Raw genomic sequence first — 19901 nt, forward strand, 5'->3', positions numbered from 1 at the left:
CTGGTCGGAGGCGTAGCCTTAATCCCCGCTGTCCAAACATCCCAAAAGGAAGCGGAAGAGGGCGGTTGCCGCCGTGTCGCCACAGTCCCCTGAACACCCCAACAGCTCGGCTAGCTCCACTGGCTTCGGCCCCAATGAGTGGCTCGTCGACGAGATCTACCAGCAGTACCTCCAGGACCCGAACTCGGTCGACCGAGCCTGGTGGGACTTTTTCGCCGACTACAAGCCCGGTACCGAGGTGACCCCAGTGACCCAGGCCGCGACCCAGGTCGGCGTGACGCCGACCCCCGCCGCCGCCCCCGCGCCCGCCGCCGCTCCGGCCGTCCAGGCCCCCGCCGCCCCGGCCGCCCCCGCGCCGGCGCAGCAGGCCCCGACGGCTCCCGCGGCCCCGGTGGCGCCCGCGCCGCTCGCCGCCGCCCCGGCCGCGCCCCCGGCGCCCAAGGCCGCCGCCCCTGCGCCGGCGCCGGCCCCCGTGAGCGCGGGCCCCGAGCTGGTTCAGCTCCGCGGCCCGGCCAAGGCCGTCGCCACCAACATGGACGCCTCGCTGGAGGTGCCGACCGCCACCTCGGTCCGCGCCGTCCCGGCCAAGCTGCTGATCGACAACCGCATTGTCATCAACAACCACCTGCAGCGCGCCCGCGGTGGCAAGGTCTCCTTCACCCACCTGATCGGTTACGCCCTGGTCCAGGCCGTCAAGGCCTCCCCGGGCATGAACCACAGCTACAAGGTGGAGGACGGCAAGTCCTACCTGGTCAAGCCCGAGCACGTGAACCTCGGCCTGGCCATCGACCTGGTCAAGCCGAACGGCGACCGCCAGCTCGTCGTCGCGGCCATCAAGAAGGCCGAGACCCTCGACTTCTTCGGCTTCTGGCAGGCCTACGAGGACATCGTCCGCCGGGCCCGCGCCAACAAGCTGACCATGGACGACTTCACCGGCGTCACGGTCTCGCTGACCAACCCCGGCGGCATCGGCACCGTGCACTCCGTGCCGCGCCTGATGCAGAACCAGGGCACCATCGTCGGTGTCGGCGCCATGGAGTACCCGGCCGAGTTCCAGGGCTCCGCCCCGGAGACCCTGGCCCGCCTCGGCGTCTCCAAGATCATGACGCTGACCTCGACCTACGACCACCGGGTCATCCAGGGCGCGGCGTCGGGCGAGTTCCTGCGCACGATCCACCAGCTGCTGCTGGGGCAGAACGGCTTCTACGACGAGATCTTCGAGTCCCTCCGGATCCCGTACGAGCCCGTCCGCTGGGCCACCGACGTCGCCACCACGCACGACGACGAGGTCAACAAGACCGCCCGCGTCATCGAGCTGATCCACTCCTACCGGGTCCGCGGCCACCTCATGGCCGACACCGACCCGCTGGAGTACAAGCAGCGCAAGCACCCCGACCTGGACGTCACCACCCACGGCCTCACCCTGTGGGACCTGGAGCGCGAGTTCGCGGTCGGCGGCTTCGGCGGTCAGCGGATGATGAAGCTCCGCGACATCCTCGGCCTGCTGCGCAACACGTACTGCCGCACGGTCGGCATCGAGTACATGCACATCCAGGACCCGAAGCAGCGCAAGTGGCTGCAGGAGCGCCTGGAGAAGCCGTACACCAAGCCGGAGCGCGAGGAGCAGCTGCGCATCCTGCGCCGGCTGAACTCGGCCGAGGCCTTCGAGACCTTCCTGCAGACCAAGTACGTCGGGCAGAAGCGTTTCTCGCTGGAGGGCGGCGAGTCCCTCATCCCGCTGCTGGACGCCACCATCGACTCGGCGGCCGAGCACCGCCTGGACGAGGCCGTCATCGGCATGGCCCACCGCGGCCGCCTGAACGTGCTGGCCAACATCGTCGGCAAGCCGTACGGCAAGATCTTCGGCGAGTTCGAGGGCAACCTCGACCCGAAGTCGATGCACGGCTCCGGCGACGTCAAGTACCACCTCGGCTCCGAGGGCACCTTCACCGGCCTGGACGGCGAGACCATCAAGGTCTCGCTGGCCGCGAACCCCTCCCACTTGGAGGCCGTGGACCCGGTCGTCGAGGGCATCGCCCGCGCCAAGCAGGACATCCTGGACCAGGGCGGCACGACCTTCCCGGTGCTGCCGATCCAGATCCACGGCGACGCGGCCTTCGCCGGCCAGGGCGTCGTCGCGGAGACCCTGAACATGTCGCAGCTGCGCGGCTACCGCACCGGCGGCACCGTGCACGTCGTGGTGAACAACCAGGTCGGCTTCACCGCCGCCCCGGCCTCCAGCCGCTCCTCGATGTACTGCACCGACGTGGCCCGCATGATCGAGGCGCCGATCTTCCACGTGAACGGCGACGACCCGGAGGCCGTGGTCCGCGTCGCGCGGCTCGCCTTCGAGTTCCGTCAGGAGTTCCACAAGGACGTCGTGATCGACCTCATCTGCTACCGCCGCCGCGGTCACAACGAGGCCGACAACCCGTCGTTCACCCAGCCGCTGATGTACGACCTGATCGACAAGAAGCGCTCGGTGCGCAAGCTCTACACCGAGGGCCTGATCGGTCGCGGCGACATCACCATGGAAGAGGCGGAGCAGGCGCTCCAGGACTTCCAGGGCCAGCTGGAGAAGGTGTTCGCCGAGGTCCGCGACGCCGCCCAGACGCCGGCCGCCGCCACCAACGGCAAGCCGGTCGCCGACTTCCCGGTCACCATCCGGACCGGCATCTCCCAGGAGATGGTCAAGCGGATCGCCGCCTCGCAGGTCAACCTGCCGGACTGGCTGACCGTCCACCCGCGACTGCTGCCGCAGCTGCAGCGCCGCGCCGCCTCGGTCGAGGACAACACCATCGACTGGGCGATGGGCGAGACCCTCGCCATCGGCTCGCTGCTCATGGAGGGCCACCCGGTCCGCCTGGCCGGCCAGGACAGCCGCCGCGGCACCTTCGGCCAGCGGCACGCCGTCCTGATCGACCGGACCACCGGCGAGGACTACACCCCGCTGCAGTACCTCACCGAGGACCAGGCCCGCTACACCGTGTACGACAGCCTGCTGTCCGAGTACGCGGCGATGGGCTTCGAGTACGGCTACTCGCTGACCCGCCCGAACGCGCTGGTCATGTGGGAGGCGCAGTTCGGCGACTTCGTCAACGGCGCGCAGACCATGGTGGACGAGTACATCGCCTCCGCCGAGCAGAAGTGGGGCCAGCACTCGGGCGTCACCCTGCTGCTGCCGCACGGCTACGAGGGCCAGGGACCGGACCACTCGTCCGCGCGCCCGGAGCGCTTCCTGCAGATGTGCGCGCAGGACAACATGACGGTCGCCATGCCGACCCTGCCGTCGAACTACTTCCACCTGCTGCGCTGGCAGGCGCACAACCCGCACCACAAGCCGCTGGTCGTCTTCACCCCGAAGTCGATGCTGCGTCTGAAGGCGGCGGCGAGTGCGACCGAGGAGTTCATGTCCGGCTCGTTCCGCCCGGTCATCGGCGACACCACCGTCGACCCGGCGAACGTCCGCAAGGTCGTCATCACGGCCGGCAAGTTCTACTACGACGTGGAGGCGGCCCGCACCGAGCGCGGCATCACCGACACCGCGATCGTCCGGGTCGAGCGGCTCTACCCGCTGCCGGTGGCCGAGCTCCAGGAGGAGCTGGCCAAGTACGGCGACGACGTCCAGTTCGTCTGGGCGCAGGAGGAGCCGGCCAACCAGGGTGCCTGGCCGTTCATCGCGATGAACCTGGTCGACCACCTGCAGGTCGTCATCGGCCGCAGCGCCGACGGCCCGCGACTGCGCCGCGTCGCCCGCACCGCCTCCTCGGCCCCCGCGGTCGGCTCGGCCAAGCGCCACGGCGCCGAGCAGCAGGCGCTGCTGGAGGAGATCTTCACGATCTGACGCACCGGTTCCCACCGGACGTCCGCCGACACGGCAACGGCCCCCCGTCTCCCTGGATCCCAGGAAGGCGGGGGGCCGCCGTCGTTCCCGGGCGGCGACCGGCCCGGGCGAACCGGCGGGCCCGGACGAACCGTGGGCCCGGACGGCGGCGACCGGCCCGGACGGGCCGTGCCCGCGCCGTGTGCGAAGGTCCCAGCTCTGCAACCAAAGCGGCACCGGCCTGCGCGGCCGGCTGACGGGTCGATAGGTTATGCCTCGCCGGACCGTCGGCCGGGTGCCCGTCGTCGCGCCCACCGGCGGCGTCCGGTGGACCTCACCGCTCTCCCAGGGGGATCAGAACCGCATGACCGCCGACACGCCACGGGACGCCGCCGCCCCACCCCTCCCGCCGGTCTTCCAGCCGCTGCTTCCCGACGACCCCAGGGAGGTGGGCGGCTACCGGCTGTTCGCCCGGCTCGGGGCCGGCGGCATGGGCCGCGTCTACCTCTCCTACACGCCCGGCGGCCGGCCGGTGGCGCTGAAGGTGGTCCGCCCGGAGTTCGCCGAGGACGGCGAGTTCCGCCGCCGGTTCGCCCAGGAGGTCTCCAACGCCCAGCGCATCCACGGCCTCTACACCGCCCAGGTGATCGACTCCGGCGGTCTGGACTCGGACGCGCCGTGGCTGGTCACCGCCTACGTCCCCGGACCCTCGCTGCAGCAGGTGGTCCGCGAGAACGGCGCGCTGCCGGTGCGCACCGTGCTGCTGCTGATGGGCGGCATCGCCGAGGCGCTGCAGGCCATCCACAGCGTCGAGGTGGTCCACCGCGACCTCAAGCCGGCCAATGTGCTGGTGGCCGGCGACGGCCCGCGGGTGATCGACTTCGGCATCGCCCGGGCCGCCGACGCCACCGCCCTGACCGGCACCGGCTACCGGATCGGCTCGCCCGCCTTCATGTCGCCGGAGCAGGCCCAGGGCCGCCCGGTCACCCCGGCGACCGACGTGTTCGCGCTCGGCGCGCTGGCCGCGTACGTGGCCGGCGGCAGCGCGCCGTTCGGCGACGGCCCGGACACCGCCGTGCTCTACCGGGTGGTGCACGAGCAGCCCGACCTGGACGCCGTGCCGGCCGACCTGCGCGAGCTGGTCCTGCGCTGCCTGGCGAAGTCCCCGGAGGACCGGCCCCGGCCGGCCGAGATCATCGACGTCGCCCGCAACCACCCGAGCGTCGGCGGCCAGCTGCGCTTCGCCGACGACTGGCTGCCCCGCCAGGTCAACACCGAGATCACCCGCCGCTCCGACCTGCCGAAGACCCCGCCCACCCCGCTGCCGGCCGCGCCCCCGCCGCCGTCGGGACCGCCGTCCGGGTCGTCCCCGCTGACCCCGCTGACCCCGCCGCCGCCCGCCTCGGCACCCGCCACCCACGCGGCCACCACGCCGTCCTTCGGCCCGCCGCCGCCCGGCTTCGGCCCGGTGCGGCCGGACACCCCGCCGCCCGGCTTCGTCCCGCCGCCGCTCGGCGCGTACGGCGCCGCCCAGCCGCCCACCGAGGCCCCCACCGGCCCGCTGCTCGGCACTCCGCCCACCCTCCAGCTGCGGCAGGAGCCGCCCTCCTACGACACCCCGCCGCCCGGACCGGTGGTCACCGACAGCCCGGCGCCCCCGCCCGCGCAGGCCCGCAGCAAGGGCGGTGTCTCCTGGAAGGTGCTGCTGACCGTCGCCCTGGTGATGGCGGTCGGCGGTACGGCCGGCGGTGTCGCGCTGATGGCCAAGTTCAGCAAGGACGACGACAAGACCAACTCCGCCCACCAGTCGGGCTCGGGCTCGGGAGGCTCCCAGCCGGCCGCGCCGCCGGCCGGCGCCGCCACCGCGGCGGCGACCACCCCCGCGACCACGCCCGCGACCACCCCCACTCCGTCCGCGACCAAGTCCTCCGACTCCTCCTCCGGAGCGGTGACCTCGGCCCCGTCGGCCGCGGGCGGCCCCGGTGTGACCGCGCCGGCCCGGCCGACCGGCTACTCCCCGCTGCTGGCGCAGAAGCCGCTGTCGATCCCCGGCACCGACGCCTACTACGACTCCTACCGGATCGACCTGGACGCCGGGACGGTGGTGCCGCGCGGCACCGACCTCAAGTGGGGCCTGGGCCTGAACGCCACCGGCAGCAGCAGCAAGGCCAACTCCTTCGTCACCGCGGGCGACAACAAGTCGGACTTCGCGGTGATCACCGAGTCCACCGTGACGCCCGACCAGTGCGCCGTCGCGATCGACTCCCGGCCCGACACCGACCTGTCCTTCAACCGGGTCTCGCCGGGCCGCCTGCTGTGCATCCGGGACCGGGTCACCCGCAACATCGCCGTCGCGGTGATCGAGGTCGCCGACGTCACCACCGGCGCGGTGAAGCTCACCGTGAGCACCTGGCGCGCCAGCTGACCCGGTCTATCCTGACCAGGTCGAATCCCCACCGGACCGGAGCGAACCGTGTATTTCACCGACCGAGGCATCGAGGAGCTGGCGAGCCGGCGCGGCGACGAGGAGGTCACCTTCGAGTGGCTGGCCGAGCGCCTGCGCGAGTTCGTCGACCTCAACCCGGACTTCGAGGTCCCGGTGGAGCGGCTGGCCACCTGGCTGGCCAGGCTCGACGACGAGGACGACGAGTGACCTGGTGAAACGCTGGTCCCGAGGGCCCGGAGGCAACCGCCTCCGGGCCCTCTCGCATGCTCCCGTAGGGGCACGTCTCGGGGTTCGCTCCGGGTCGGCCTCGGGGTCGGACTCCCTTGACTTCGCCGTCACGCGATATATCGTCTTTGGAAGAGGACGCGATACATCGCGAGTCCAGTCAACGGGAGGCGGCAGAGATGAGCCAGTGGACGGTCGAAGGACCCGACAGGATCACCATCGAGGAGACGGTCCGGACGCTCCAGGTGCGGACCATCGACGGCACGGTCAACGTGGTCGCCGCCGAGGGCCCCGCCCGGCTCGAGGTCACCGAGCTCAAGGGCGAGCCGCTGCACGTCACCCTGGTCGACGGCGTCCTCACCGTCACCTACAAGGACCTCAGCAGCTGGAACGAGTTCGGCGACGTGCTCAAGTCGGTCGAGTCGGTGAAGGGCTTCTTCTCCTCCTTCAAGCGCAAGCGGACCGCCGCCGTCACCGTGACCGTCCCGGCCGGCACCGAGGTCAAGGTCGGCACCGTCTCCGCCGCGACGACGGTCTCCGGCTTCACCGAGCACGTCTCGACCCAGACCGCCAACGCCGACATCACCCTGGTCGGCCTGACCGGGCGGACCGACGCCAACACCGTCACCGGTGACGTGGACGCCCAGTCGGTGGCCGGGCAGCTGAGGCTGAACACCGTCTCCGGCCGGCTCACCGTGCTCGCCGGCACCGCCGAGCAGGTCAGCGCCAACGCCGTCACCGGCGCGGTCACCCTGGACCTCGCGGCCGCCACCCCCGCCCGGATCAAGGTCAACACGGTCAGCGGCGCGGTCGGTGTCCGGCTGCCCGCCCTGACCGGCACCAAGGTCGAGGCCGGCACCACCAGCGGCGACCTCTCCTCCGGCTTCGAGGAGCTCACCGTCGCCGGCAACTGGGGCACCAAGCGGCTCTCCGGCCAGCTGGGCGACGGCAGCGGCAGCCTCTCGGTCACCACCGTCTCCGGCGCGGTCACCGTGCTCCAGCGGCCGGAGGCCGAGGAGGACACCCGCGCCCCCCGGGAGTTGTCCGCCCCCGACCTCACCGAGTCCGACACCCCCGGCACCGGCCCCGACCTCACCAAGGAGGCCTGACATGACCCCCGTCTTCGGCCACGGCCGGCTCCGGCTCTACCTGCTCAAGCTGCTCGACGAGTCCCCGCGCCACGGCTACGAGGTCATCCGCCTGCTGGAGGAGCGCTTCCAGGGCCTGTACGCGCCCTCCGCCGGCACCGTCTACCCGCGGCTCGCCAAGCTGGAGCAGGAGGGGCTGGTCGCCCACAGCACCGAGGGCGGTCGCAAGGTCTACCGGCTCACCGACGCCGGGCGCGCCGAACTCGCCACCCGGCAGGGCGAGCTGGACGAGCTGGAGCTGGAGATCCACGACTCGGTGACCCAGCTCGCCGGGGCGATCCGCGAGGACGTCCGGGACAGCGCCCAGGACCTGCGCGAGCAGCTCTGGGGCGCGGCGGCCGAGCAGGCCGGGCACGGCACCCCGGACGCCGGGGGGACGGGCCGGGAGAACGGCGGGAACCCGTGGGCCGGGCCGTGGGGCGACCAGGCCGCCTGGCAGCGCGCCAAGGAGGAGTTCGCCACCTTCAAGCGGCAGGCCAAGGAGCAGGCGAAGCGCGCCAAGGAGCAGGAGAAGGCCGCCAAGGCCAAGGCGAAGGCCGCCGAGGAGGAGGCCCGCCGGCTGCGCGAGCAGTCCCGGGCGGCCCGGACCGCGGCCCAGCAGGAGGCGTTGCGGATCAAGCGGCGGGTGGAACAGCAGGTCCGCGAGCACGCGGCCCGCGGCGACTGGCCGACCGGGCTGGCCGAGGGGCTCTCGGAGCTGACCAAGGGCCTGGCCGGGCTGGCCGACGCGGCCCGCTGGGGACAGCCCGGGGAGTCCAAGGAGGACCCCGCCGCCGAGCGGGTCACGGTCACCCGGATCGACCTGGACAAGACCGACCTGGACGGGCCGCCCGACGCGGTCCCGGCCGATCTGCCCGGGTGGACCGCCGTCGACCCGGCCGGCGACCCGGCCCGGGAACTGGAGCGGCTGCTCGACCGCTTCCGGGACCAGGTGCGCGACGCGGCCAGGGACGGCGGGGTGACCCCCGCCCGGCTGGCCGAGGCCCGCGCCGTGCTCGGCACCGCCGGCGAGCGGCTGAGGCGTCTGCTCGACCGTTCCTGACCCGGCCCGCCCGGTGCCCGGCTCCCCGCACAGGGAGCCGGGCACCGGCGCGTCACGGGCCCACGGCGTGCCGGGCCCGCGCCGCCCGGCCGTCGGCGGCCCAAGGCGTCAGCGGCTCACGGCGTCAGTGGCTCACGGGGTCCCGCCGTCAGCGGCTCACGGCGTCAGCACGAGCTTGCCGAACACCTCGCCCTTGGCCAGCCGGGCGAGCGCCTCCGGCGCCCCGTCCAGCGGCAGCACCGAGTCGATCACCGGCCGGACCCCGGTGGTGGCGCAGAACGACAGCAGCCCGGCCAGCTCCTCCTTGGTCCCCATGGTCGAGCCGACCACCCGCAGCTCCAGGAAGAAGATCCGGTTGAGTTCGGCGGCCGCCGGGCTGGGTCCCGAGGTGGCCCCGGAGATGACGATCGTGCCGCCCGGCCGCAGCGACTTCACCGAGTGCGACCAGGTCGCGGCGCCGACCGTCTCCATCACCGCGTCCACCCGCTCGGGCAGCCTGGCCCCGCCCGGGAACACCGCGTCGGCGCCGAGCTCCAGCGCCCGGTCCCGCTTGGCCGCGTCCCGGCCGGTGACCCAGACCCGCAGGCCGGCCGCCTTGCCGAGCACCACCAGCGCGGTCGACACCCCGCCGCCGGCGCCCTGCACCAGCACGGTGTCACCGGGCTTCACCCCGGCGTTGGTGAACAGCATCCGGTAGGCCGTCAGCCAGGCCGTGGGCAGGCAGGCCGCCTCCTCGAAGGAGAGTCCGGCGGGCTTCGGCAGCAGGTTCCAGGTGGGGACGGCCACCTGCTGGGCGAAGGTGCCCTGGTAGCGCTCGGTCAGGATCGAGCGCGGCTCGTCCGGGCCGACCCCGTGCCCGCTCTGGCCGATGACGGAGTGCAGGACCACCTCGTTGCCGTGCTCGTCGATGCCGGCGGCGTCGCAGCCGAGGATCATCGGAAGCTTCTCGGCGGGCAGCCCGACCCCGCGCAGCGACCAGAGGTCGTGGTGGTTCAGGCTGGCGGCCCGGACCGTGACCACGCTCCAGCCCGGCCGGGCCACGGGTTCGGGGCGTTCGCCCAGCTCCAGCCCGCCCAGCGGGTCGGCGGCGTCGATTCGTGCGGCATAGGCAGCAAACATGCACCGGACGATAGCCAGAACGCCCCCGGGCCCGGAACAACGCGTGAGTGTGACGCGTGTCCCGGGCCCGGGCGGGGTTCCGGTGCTCGGACCGGCTAGCGGCGGGCGACGCCCTCGGCCCGGGCGGCCTCGGCGACGGCCTTGCTGACGGCCGGGGCGACCCGCTCGTCGAACGGCGAGGGGATGACCTTCTGCGGCGTCAGCTCGTCGGCCACCACGCCGGCCAGCGCCTTGGCGGCGGCCAGCTTCATGCCCTCGGTGATCCGGGTGGCCCGGACCTGCAGCGCGCCGGCGAAGATGCCCGGGAACGCCAGCACGTTGTTGATCTGGTTCGGGAAGTCGCTGCGCCCGGTGGCCACCACGGCGGCGTACTTGTGCGCGACCTCGGGGTGGATCTCCGGGTTCGGGTTGGCCATGGCGAAGACGAACGCACCCGGGGCCATGGTCGCGACGACCTCCTCCGGCACGGTGCCGCCGGAGACGCCGATGAAGACGTCGGCGCCGGCCATCGCGTCGGCCAGGGTGCCCTTGAGGCCGGTCCGGTTGGTCAGCCCGGCGATCTCCGCCTTGACGTCGGTCAGGTCCCCGCGGCCCTCGTGCACCACGCCCTTGCGGTCGCACACGGCCACGTCGCCGATGCCGGCCGCCAGCAGCATCTTGGCGATGGCGATGCCGGCCGCGCCGGCGCCGGAGATGACGGCGCGCAGCGAGCCGATCCCGCGGCCGGTCACCTCGGCCGCGTTCCAGAGCGCGGCGGTGGTGACGATCGCGGTGCCGTGCTGGTCGTCGTGGAAGACCGGGATGTCCAGGGCCTCCTGGAGCCGGCGCTCGATCTCGAAGCAGCGCGGGGCCGAGATGTCCTCCAGGTTGACGCCGCCGAAGGACGGGGCGAGCCGGACCACGGTCTCGACGATCTCGTCCACGTCGGTGCAGGCGAGCGCGATCGGCACGGCGTCCACGCCGCCGAACTGCTTGAACAGGATCGCCTTGCCCTCCATGACGGGGAGCGAGGCCTCGGGGCCGATGTCGCCGAGGCCCAGCACGGCGGTGCCGTCGGTGACCACGGCCACCGTGTTGGCCTTCCAGGTGTAGTCGTTCACGAGCTCGGGCTGCTCGGCGATGGCCGTGCAGACGCGGGCGACACCGGGGGTGTAGGCGAGGGACAGGTCGTCCGCGTCGCGCACCGGGACGGTCGCCCGGACCTCCATCTTGCCGCCGCGGTGGAGCGCGAACACGGCGTCGACCGGATCGTCGGTGTCCTGAGTACTGCTGTGGATGATCTCCGCTGCCACGATGACCTCTTCGTCATTGATCGAGCGAGGACACCCGGCCGACGGTGCGGACGACCCGGCCGGTCCCGGCATCCGGTGACCGGCGGCCGGTCAGCGGAACCCGGGAACGCCGAAGCACCCCCGGGGGAAGGCTGGGTCGGGGCGCCGCCGTCGGACGGGCGCCTCGAAATGAGGGTTTATGGAGTTGTCCGCGTGTGGTCCGCGCTGTGCTTCCGGGCCGAGCGTAGGTCGGACGAGGGCATCGCACCCATGCCTTTTCGTCCAAGTCACATGGTTGTCGTACGCCTCACGGCCACCTGTGGGCACCAGGAACCATGAGAACCGGACCCCGGCCGCGGCAATGGCGCACACGTACGCACACCCGCGGGAGTGAACACGGACACGGTGGGAGGCCGGTGCCGACGGATACGGAGTCGACGTTCTGGACTTCCGTTCCTGTGCACCCCGGGCCTGATTGCGGCCCGGCGGTCCGGTTCGAGCGTCGGGGGTCACCCGGTACCGAATTCTGACACACCCGCCCACGGACGCGGCAGGTCGGGATGGGAGGATCCGTTGTTCCGCCATCTCGCGTCCATCTCCGCGACGCCGCGGCGCCTCCCCCTCCCTCCCTCAGGAGCAACCGATGCACCACCGTGCCCAGTCCCACCGCCGGGCCCCCGCCGCGCTCGCCGTCGCCACCGCCGGAACCCTGCTGCTGACCGGCTGCGGCGGGGACGAGAAGGTCGCCGAGGACCCGCTCCAGCAGCTCCGGGCGAAGGTCCCGAGCGCCCAGCAGGCGGGCAAGGTGCTGCGGATCGGGATGGACGTCAACTACCCGCCGGTGGAGTTCCGCGGCTCCGACGGCAAGCCCGACGGCCTGGACCCGGACATCGCCGCGGCGCTCGGCCGGATCCTCGACCTGCGGATCGAGTACGTCGACACTCCCTTCGACAAGCTCGTACCGAATCTCCACCACAAGCAGTACGACGTGGCGATGTCCGCGCTCAGCGACATCCGCCAGCGCCGGGACGGCGTGGACGAGGCCGGCAAGTCGACCGGCCTCGCGGTGGACTTCGTGGACTACTTCATCGCCGGCACCTCGATCGTGGTGCCCAAGGGCAACCCCAAGGGCATCCGCGGCCTGGACGACCTCTGCGGCCGGACCGTCGCGGTGCAGAGCGGCACCACCCAGGACGAGATCGTCGCCCGCCAGGTCACCGCCTGCACCCGGGCCAACAAGCCGCTCACCGTCCACAAGTTCGACAACGACGCCAAGGCCCTGGCCGAGGTCGCCTCCGGCGCGGCGCAGGCGGGCCTGAACGACTTCCCGGTGGCCGCCTACGCGGCGAAGAACACCGACGGCGGCAACCGCTTCGAGGTCACCGGCGCGCAGTCCCGGTCCAACCCGTACGGGATAGCGCTGCGCAAGGAGGACACCGAGCTGCGCGACGTCCTGGCCAAGGCGATCGACCAGCTGATCCGCAGCGGCGAGTACGACAAGATCCTCGCCAAGTGGAACGTCACCGCCGGCGCGGCCCAGAACGCGGTGGTCAACGGAGGCATCTGAGCCAGGTCCGGGCAGGGGGCCGGGCGGGGGTCCGGGCCGCCGCGGAGCGGGCGCACGATCGGGCGAGTGCGCGGCCGGGCCTCCGGGCGGACCGCAGGGAGATCTGCATACTTATACGCAGGGTGACAGGGACACGGTATTCGTCCGAATAGCGGACAGCGCGGCCCCCCGTTATCCGATTTTGATCTGAATGAGGGCCACCCGAGCGTCATCAGATGGCAGGATTCCCCCCATCTCGGATCGAGCCGGCCACTGGTCGAGGCGGTTCGGTCAACGCCCACCTCGGCGGACGGTGGCGGAGAGCAGTACCCGGTACCACCTTGCGTGTTCTCCCTGCCCGGCCGTACAGCGCCGTACGGCTCTGCTGCTCCGGCGCGCCGCTCCCCCGTGGCACGCCCGTCCGACCTCTCCCTCAGGAGGAGATCCCCCATGATCGCCCGTACCCAGCGCACCCGCCTCCTCGCCTCCGCGGCGGTGCTCGCGTCCGCGTCGCTCGTGCTGACCGCCTGCGGCAGCAGCAAGTCCTCCTCCAGCGGCGGCAGCAGTGCGGCCAACCCCAGCGTCAGCGTCGCCGCCGTGTCCGCCGACCCCGCGCTCGCCGGGCTCGTCCCCGCCGACGTCAAGTCCTCCGGCAAGCTGATCGTCGCCGCCGACGCCTCCTACGCGCCCAACGAGTTCAAGGACGACAAGGGCAACATCGTCGGCCTCGACGTCGACCTGGCCAACGCGATCGCCAAGAAGCTCGGTCTCACCGCCGACGTGCAGAACGCCGACTTCACCTCGATCATCCCGGGCATCACGGCGAAGAAGTACCAGCTCGGCATGAGCTCCTTCACCGACACCAAGGAGCGCGAGCAGACCGTCGACATGGTCACCTACTTCACCGCGGGCAGCGCCGTCGCGGTCAAGAAGGGCAACCCGGACAAGATCGACCCCAAGGACCTCTGCGGCAAGAAGGTGGCCGTCCAGACCGGCACCACCCAGGCCCAGGAGATCACCGACGTCCGCAACCCGGAGTGCACCAAGGCCGGCAAGCCGACCATCCCCAACGACGGTGACAAGTTCACCCTCCAGACCGACGTCACCACCGCGCTGGTCTCCGGCCGCGACCAGGTGATGATGGCCGACTCCCCGGTCGTCGACTACGCGATCAAGCAGACCAACGGCCAGCTGGAGAAGCTCGGCGAGACCTACGACAGCGCGCCCTACGGCGTCGTCGTCGACAAGGGGTCCCCCCTCTCCCCCGCCGTCCAGGGCGCCGTCCAGTCGCTGATCGCCGACGGCACCTACAAGCAGATCCTGGCGAAGTGGGGCGTCGAGGCCGGCGCGATCGACAAGTCCGAGATCAACGCCGCCAAGAGCTGATCCTCCGCACCACCACACCCCCTGAGGCCCCAAGGTGAAATCTTCCGAGCAGGGGGCGGTGAAATCGGGACGGCCTGAGACCATCAAGGCCGTCCCGGTGCGCCACCCCGGACGCTGGGCCGGAGCAGTAGTCATCGTCGTCCTGGCGGCGATGCTGCTCCACGCCCTGATCTTCAACCCCGCGTTCCAGTGGGACGTCGTCAGAGACACGCTCACCAACGAGCAGATCATCCACGGAATCTGGGTGACGCTCGAGCTGACCGCCCTGTCCATGCTGATGGGCGTGGTCGGCGGCGTGCTCCTCGCGATCATGCGGCTCTCGCCGAACCCCCTGCTGTCGGGGACGGCCTGGTTCTACATCTGGATCTTCCGCGGCACCCCCGTGCTGGTGCAGCTGGTGTTCTGGAACTTCCTGGGCGCCCTGTGGCCGAACCTGTCGATCGGCATCCCGTTCGGGCCCGAGTTCTGGTCCGAGTCGACCAACACCCTGATCCCGACCTTCACCGCCGCCCTGCTGGGCCTCGGCCTCAACGAGGCGGCGTACATGGCGGAGATCGTCCGCGGCGGCATCCAGTCCGTCGACGAGGGCCAGACCGAGGCCGCCCACGCGCTGGGCATGAGCCGCGCGGCCACGCTGCGCCGGATCGTGCTCCCGCAGGCGATGCGGGTGATCATCCCGCCGACCGGCAACGAGACCATCTCGATGCTCAAGACCACCTCGCTGGTCCAGGTCATCTCGCTGGCCGAGCTGTTCACGGCCGGCCACGACATCTACTCGCGGACCTTCCAGACCATCCCGGTCCTGGTCGCCGTCAGCATCTACTACCTGCTCATGACCTCGATCCTCACCGTGGGGCAGTACTACATCGAGCGGCACTACGCTCGAGGTGCGAACCGGACCCTGCCGCCCACACCGATCCAGCGGCTGCGGCTGCTGTTCCGCGGCAGGCCCACCCCGAAGGCCAAGAACGACGTGGTCCCCGGACTCGAGGGAGGCGGCCACGTATGACCGACCTGACCAAGACCCCGGCCGAGGCCGGCAACGGCGGCCCGATGGTGAAGGCCGAGGGCGTGCACAAGTCCTACGGCCTGGTGGAGGTGCTCAAGGGCATCGACCTGCAGGTCGAGCAGAGTGAGGTGTTCTGCCTGGTCGGCCCGTCCGGCTCCGGCAAGTCCACCTTCCTGCGCTGCATCAACCACCTGGAGAAGATCAACGGCGGCCGCCTCTGGGTGGACGGCGAGATGGTCGGCTACCGGCAGCGCGGCGACAAGCTCTACGAGCTCAAGGACCGCGAGGTCGCGCTCAAGCGGCGGGACATCGGCATGGTGTTCCAGCGCTTCAACCTCTTCCCGCACATGACCGCGGTGGAGAACGTGATGGAGGCGCCGGTCCAGGTCAAGCGCGAGTCCAGGGCCGAGGCCAGGGAACGCTCGATGGCCCTGCTGGAGCGGGTCGGCCTGGCCGACAAGAGCGGGAACTACCCCTCCCAGCTCTCCGGCGGCCAGCAGCAGCGGGTGGCGATCGCCCGGGCGCTCGCGATGAAGCCCAAGCTGATGCTCTTCGACGAGCCGACCTCGGCGCTCGACCCCGAGCTGGTCGGCGAGGTGCTCGACGTCATGCGCGGGCTCGCCGAGGAGGGCATGACCATGATCGTGGTCACCCACGAGATGGGCTTCGCCCGCGAGGTCGGCGACGCGCTGGTGTTCATGGACGGCGGTGTGGTGGTCGAGTCCGGCACCCCCCGCGAGGTCCTCAGCAACCCGCAGCACGAGCGCACCCGCGCCTTCCTCTCCAAGGTGCTCTGAGCCCACCCTTTCGACGGCGCCCGGCAGGCCGATCCTGCCGGGCGCCGCGCTTTTCCCGCTTTCGCCCCGCGGGTAATAGGCTTAAGGCAATCAGCCCGTTACCGATCTCTGGAAGGACCACCGTGGAGCTCGCCTCGTACGCCGATCTGGCCGTCCGGCTGGTGAACACCGAGGAGCCCGAGCGCGGCACCGACTCGCTGACCTCGGTGGACGGGGTGCGGGCGCTGTTCTCCGACTCCTCCCGTGCCCGTTCCCTCGCCGACGAATCGGACCTGCCCCGGCTGCGGGCCGTCCGCACCCGGCTGCGCGGGGTCTTCGAGGCCGCCGCCGAGGGCGAGGAGGTGCGCAGCGTCGACCTGCTGAACAGCCTGCTGATGGAGTTCCCGGTCAGCCCGCTGGTCTCCGGGCACGACTACCTCGACGCGGCCGGCCGGCCCCGCTGGCACCTGCACCTCGCCGACAACTCGCCGACCGCCACGGCGCACTTCAGCGCCGTCGCCTGCATGGGCCTGGCCGTCCACCTGACCGAACTGGGTGCCGACCGGCTCGGCATCTGCCAGGCCGCGCCCTGCCGCAACGCCTATCTGGACACCTCGACCAACCGGTCCCGCCGGTACTGCTCGGACCGCTGCGCCACCCGCGCCAATGTCGCCGCCTACCGGGCCCGCAAGCGCCTGGAGGCCCAGGAGGCCGCAGCGGCCGGGCGCTGACGGCGGCGGACCGGGAGTCCCGTCGGCACGGGGACGAGGCCGCAGCCTAGCGGACCGGGAGTTCCTCCGGGCGGATCCAGACGCCGAGGCGGCGGGCGAGCCCGGGCACCCGTGCCAGCGGGGCGGCCAGCAACAGCCGCTCCAGCCGTCGTCCGGGCGCCAGCCAGGCCGGACGCGGGCGCAGCCGCAGCAGCACCCGGCCGAGCACCAGCTCGTCCGGCACCGCACCGTAGCTGCGGCTGTCGCTGTCCACCGGCCGGTTGTCGGAGAGCAGCCACCAGCCCTTGGGGCGACGACCGTCGGCCCGCTTGACCACCAGCAGGTTCTGCTGGAACGGGTGACGGAACACCACCACCGCACCGGGCCGGATCCGCCCGCCGTAACGGACCAGCAGCTGGTCCCCGTCGCGCAGCGTCGGCACCATCGAGTCCCCCGCCACGTCGATCAGCCCGAACGGCGCGCCGCCGCCCGGCGGACCGTCCTCCGGTTCCGCGCTCCGTGCCACGGCTCCTCCTCCCGGCTCGCGTCCCGCCGTGTCCCGCGTCCTGCTGTCGTGTCGTCGCCCTGTCGGGCCGTCGCACTGTCGGGCACCAGTCTGCCGCACCGGCCGACGCCCGCCGATGTCCGGATTGATCCGGTTCCGGCTCCGTCATTTGCCCCGGGCGGGCCGCCCGGCCGGGAAACCGGACGGTCCGACAGGTAATCTCGGGCGCGGGAAGACGATCCAAGGAAGGACTCCCATGATCTCTCGTCTGTTTGCACCCCGCGCCACCGCCCACGCCCACTGCGACCTGCCCTGCGGTGTCTACGACCCGGCCCAGGCCCGGATCGAGGCCGAGTCGGTCAAGGCCACCCAGGAGAAGTACCAGGCCAACGAGGACGCGCACTTCCGCGCCCGCGCGGTCATCATCAAGGAGCAGCGCGCCGAGGCCGTCAAGCACCACATCTCGGTGCTGTGGAGCGACTACTTCAAGGCCCCGCACTTCGAGAAGTACCCGCAGCTGCACCAGCTCATCAACGACACCCTGAAGGCCGCCTCGGCCGCCAAGGCGTCCACCGACCCGGCCACCGGCCAGGCGCTGCTCGACCTCATCGCCGAGGTGGACAAGATCTTCTGGGAGACCAAGCAGGGCTGATCCCCGCCCGGTCGCCTTTCGGCCGCCCCCGTCCGGATCCGGACGGGGGCGGCCGTGCGTCCGGGGCCGGTCGCGCGTTCGGGCCGGACGGGCACGAGCGTTCGGGCGGTAAGGGTCTCAGCACGGGAGTGCTTGTTATGCTGCCAGGGCGTCCCGCGGGGGAAGCCGGTGCGAATCCGGCGCTGACCCGCAACGGTAAGCGGCCCCCGCGGCCGTGAGCCCGATCGCCCGGGGGCGCCGACCTCCCGACAACTCGCCGCGGACTGCGAGGGGATGGCGCCCCGGCACACCCGCGACCGGCCGCGCCGCCCCTCGCCGCACCCGGCCCGAGGCAAGGCGTGCCACCAGTGAGCAGCACCACCGCGGTCGCACCGGCCACCGCCGCGGCCCCACCGGGCCACCGCCGGACACCCGCCCTCCCACTGGCCGTCGCGCTCGCCGCGGCCCTGCTCGGCTCACTGGTCTGCGCCGTCGCGGTGGGCTCCGCCGGCCTCGGCTGGGGACAGGTCCTGCGGCTCCTGGGCGCGGGCCTGACGGGCGGCCGGCTGGAGGCCGACGAGGCGGCCGCGTACGCCATCGTCTGGGAGATCCGGCTGCCGCGCGCCGTCCTGGCCGCCGTGGTCGGCGCCGGACTCGCCGCCACCGGGGTCGCCGTCCAGGCGATGGTCCGCAACGCGCTCGCCGACCCCTTCGTGCTCGGCATCTCCTCCGGGGCCTCCGTCGGCGCCAACGCCGTGCTGATGTTCGGCGCCTTCGCCTCGCTCGGCGTCTGGGCGCTCTCCGCCTCCGCCTTCGTGTCGGCCCTGCTGGCCATGGTGCTGGTCTACCTGACGGCCCGTACCGCCCACGGGCTCACGCCGCTGCGGCTGGTGCTCACCGGCACCGCGATGTCCTACGGCTTCTCCGCCGTGACCGCGCTGATGGTCTTCGCCGCCGCCCGCGGCGAGGCCGCCCGCTCGGCCATGATGTGGCTGCTCGGCAGCCTGGGCGGGGCCACCTGGGGCTCGGTGCCGATCGCCGCCGTCACCGTCCTGGCCGGCCTGGCGTACCTGGCCCGGGCCGCCGGGCGGCTGGACGCGCTGGCGATGGGCGACGAGACGGCCGCCTCGCTCGGTGTGGACCCGGACCGGTTGCGGCGCGCGCTGTTCGTGGTGACCGCGGCCGTCACCGGCACCGTGGTCGCGGTCAGCGGGGCGATCGGCTTCGTCGGACTGATGGTCCCGCACCTGGCCCGGATGCTGGTCGGCGCCGGCCACCGCCGGCTGCTGCTGGTCGCGCCGCTCGCCGGGGCCCTGCTGCTGGTCTGGGTGGACATCGTCTCGCGCACCCTGCTGGCCCCCGCCGAACTGCCCGTCGGCGTGGTCACCGCGGCCGTCGGGGTGCCCTGCTTCCTGCTGCTGATGCGCCGTCGCGGCTACGCCTTCGGGGGCGGCCGGTGAGCGCCGCCGGCACCGGCGCCCTGGACCTCGCCGTCGACCGGGTCTCGGTCGACCTGGCCGGCGTCAGACTGGTCCACGAGGTCACCCTGACCGCCGCCGCCGGCCAGGTGGTCGGCCTGGTCGGCCCGAACGGCAGCGGCAAGTCCACCCTGCTGCGCTGCGTCTACCGGGCGCTGCGGCCCGCCGCCGGGGCCGTCCTGCTCGGCGGCGAGGAGATCCACCGGCTCGCCCCGCGCGAGGCCGCCCGGCGGGTGGCGGCGCTGCCGCAGGAGCACTCCGCCGAGTTCGACTTCACCGTCGCCGAGGTGGTCGGCATGGGCCGGCTGCCGCACCGGCGCGGCGCCCTGGGCGGCCCGTCCGCGGCCGACGAGGAGCACTGCGCCGCCGCGCTCGGCCGGGTCGGCGCCGGGCACCTGGCCGGCCGGGGCTTCCTGAGCCTCTCCGGGGGCGAGAAGCAGCGGGTGCTGATCGCCCGCGCGCTGGTCCAGGAACCCCGGGTGCTGGTGCTCGACGAACCCACCAACCACCTGGACATCACCCATCAGCTGGAGGTGCTGGCGCTGGTCCGGGAGACCGGGACGACGGTGCTCACCGCCCTGCACGACCTCAATCTGGCCGCCGGTCACTGCGATCTGCTGTACGTGCTCGCCGAGGGGCGGATCGTCGCCTCCGGAACGCCCGCCGAGGCGCTCGAACCGGCGCTGCTGGCGGAGGTGTTCAAGGTCCGCGCGACGCCGGTCCGGCACCCGGTCACCGGCGCCGTCCAGCTGCTGTTCGACCGCCTGTCCTGACCGGCCCCGCCCG

The 19901-nt window shown here is 72.4% G+C and carries 16 protein-coding genes and 1 riboswitch; of the genes, 13 read left to right on the plus strand and 3 right to left on the minus strand.

Annotation, left to right across the window (positions count from 1 at the left end; genetic code table 11):
- Positions 1-73 precede the first annotated feature (73 nt).
- The 5 genes from ACIPYS_RS10735 to ACIPYS_RS10755 all read left to right on the plus strand — a co-directional run bounded on the left by ACIPYS_RS10735 (position 74) and on the right by ACIPYS_RS10755 (position 8684).
- On the plus strand, positions 74-3844 hold the full coding sequence (locus tag ACIPYS_RS10735; protein ID WP_400745341.1) for a multifunctional oxoglutarate decarboxylase/oxoglutarate dehydrogenase thiamine pyrophosphate-binding subunit/dihydrolipoyllysine-residue succinyltransferase subunit: 3771 nt from the start codon (positions 74-76) through the stop codon (positions 3842-3844).
- A gap of 343 nt (positions 3845-4187) precedes the next feature.
- On the plus strand, positions 4188-6248 hold the full coding sequence (locus ACIPYS_RS10740) for a serine/threonine-protein kinase (protein ID WP_231978584.1): 2061 nt from the start codon (positions 4188-4190) through the stop codon (positions 6246-6248).
- A 48-nt stretch (positions 6249-6296) separates the two neighbouring features.
- On the plus strand, positions 6297-6476 hold the full coding sequence (locus ACIPYS_RS10745) for a DUF6104 family protein (protein WP_030392846.1): 180 nt from the start codon (positions 6297-6299) through the stop codon (positions 6474-6476).
- Between the two features lie 197 nt (positions 6477-6673).
- On the plus strand, positions 6674-7603 hold the full coding sequence (locus ACIPYS_RS10750; protein WP_400745344.1) for a DUF4097 family beta strand repeat-containing protein: 930 nt from the start codon (positions 6674-6676) through the stop codon (positions 7601-7603).
- A gap of 1 nt (position 7604) precedes the next feature.
- Complete coding sequence (locus tag ACIPYS_RS10755; protein ID WP_400745346.1) at positions 7605-8684, plus strand: PadR family transcriptional regulator; 1080 nt, start codon at positions 7605-7607, stop codon at positions 8682-8684.
- A gap of 156 nt (positions 8685-8840) precedes the next feature.
- Here ACIPYS_RS10755 and ACIPYS_RS10760 read toward each other — a convergent pair whose 3' ends face one another.
- Complete coding sequence (locus tag ACIPYS_RS10760) at positions 8841-9803, minus strand: zinc-binding dehydrogenase (RefSeq protein ID WP_400745347.1); 963 nt, start codon at positions 9801-9803, stop codon at positions 8841-8843.
- Positions 9804-9898: 95 nt separating this feature from the next.
- Positions 9899-11095: an NADP-dependent malic enzyme gene (locus ACIPYS_RS10765; protein ID WP_400745349.1), complete on the minus strand. Its 1197-nt coding sequence runs from the start codon at positions 11093-11095 to the stop codon at positions 9899-9901.
- A 622-nt stretch (positions 11096-11717) separates the two neighbouring features.
- Here ACIPYS_RS10765 and ACIPYS_RS10770 point away from each other — a divergent pair.
- The 5 genes from ACIPYS_RS10770 to ACIPYS_RS10790 all read left to right on the plus strand — a co-directional run bounded on the left by ACIPYS_RS10770 (position 11718) and on the right by ACIPYS_RS10790 (position 16522).
- Positions 11718-12641, plus strand: coding sequence for an ABC transporter substrate-binding protein (locus ACIPYS_RS10770; protein WP_093860573.1), 924 nt, complete (start codon positions 11718-11720; stop codon positions 12639-12641).
- 429 nt (positions 12642-13070) lie between these two features.
- Positions 13071-14006: an ABC transporter substrate-binding protein gene (locus tag ACIPYS_RS10775; protein WP_093860574.1), complete on the plus strand. Its 936-nt coding sequence runs from the start codon at positions 13071-13073 to the stop codon at positions 14004-14006.
- 58 nt (positions 14007-14064) lie between these two features.
- A complete protein-coding gene (locus tag ACIPYS_RS10780) occupies positions 14065-15015 on the plus strand; it encodes an amino acid ABC transporter permease (protein ID WP_231978585.1) in 951 nt (316 codons plus the stop codon).
- Positions 15012-15812, plus strand: a complete 801-nt coding sequence (locus tag ACIPYS_RS10785; protein ID WP_093860576.1) for an amino acid ABC transporter ATP-binding protein — start codon at positions 15012-15014, stop codon at positions 15810-15812. Before ACIPYS_RS10780 ends, ACIPYS_RS10785 begins: the two co-directional genes overlap by 4 nt.
- A gap of 122 nt (positions 15813-15934) precedes the next feature.
- Entirely contained in the window at positions 15935-16522 is a 588-nt protein-coding gene (locus tag ACIPYS_RS10790) for a CGNR zinc finger domain-containing protein (RefSeq protein ID WP_093860577.1), read from the plus strand.
- Positions 16523-16568: 46 nt separating this feature from the next.
- Here ACIPYS_RS10790 and sodX read toward each other — a convergent pair whose 3' ends face one another.
- Positions 16569-16946 carry a nickel-type superoxide dismutase maturation protease gene (gene sodX, locus ACIPYS_RS10795; protein WP_093864900.1) on the minus strand — a complete coding sequence of 126 codons (378 nt, stop codon included), beginning with the start codon at positions 16944-16946 and terminating at the stop codon, positions 16569-16571.
- Positions 16947-17262: 316 nt separating this feature from the next.
- Between sodX and sodN the strand changes: the two genes are divergently transcribed.
- From sodN to ACIPYS_RS10810, 3 genes are all read left to right on the plus strand, one after another.
- Positions 17263-17658: a superoxide dismutase, Ni gene (sodN, locus tag ACIPYS_RS10800; protein WP_093860578.1), complete on the plus strand. Its 396-nt coding sequence runs from the start codon at positions 17263-17265 to the stop codon at positions 17656-17658.
- Positions 17659-17816: 158 nt separating this feature from the next.
- Positions 17817-17888: riboswitch (cobalamin riboswitch) on the plus strand.
- A gap of 117 nt (positions 17889-18005) precedes the next feature.
- On the plus strand, positions 18006-19097 hold the full coding sequence (locus tag ACIPYS_RS10805) for a FecCD family ABC transporter permease (RefSeq protein ID WP_400745353.1): 1092 nt from the start codon (positions 18006-18008) through the stop codon (positions 19095-19097).
- Between the two features lie 20 nt (positions 19098-19117).
- Positions 19118-19888 carry an ABC transporter ATP-binding protein gene (locus ACIPYS_RS10810; RefSeq protein WP_400745473.1) on the plus strand — a complete coding sequence of 257 codons (771 nt, stop codon included), beginning with the start codon at positions 19118-19120 and terminating at the stop codon, positions 19886-19888.
- Positions 19889-19901: the final 13 nt, after the last annotated feature.

The organism is Kitasatospora sp. NPDC089913 (genome assembly GCF_044748625.1).
Taxonomy (GTDB): domain Bacteria; phylum Actinomycetota; class Actinomycetes; order Streptomycetales; family Streptomycetaceae; genus Kitasatospora.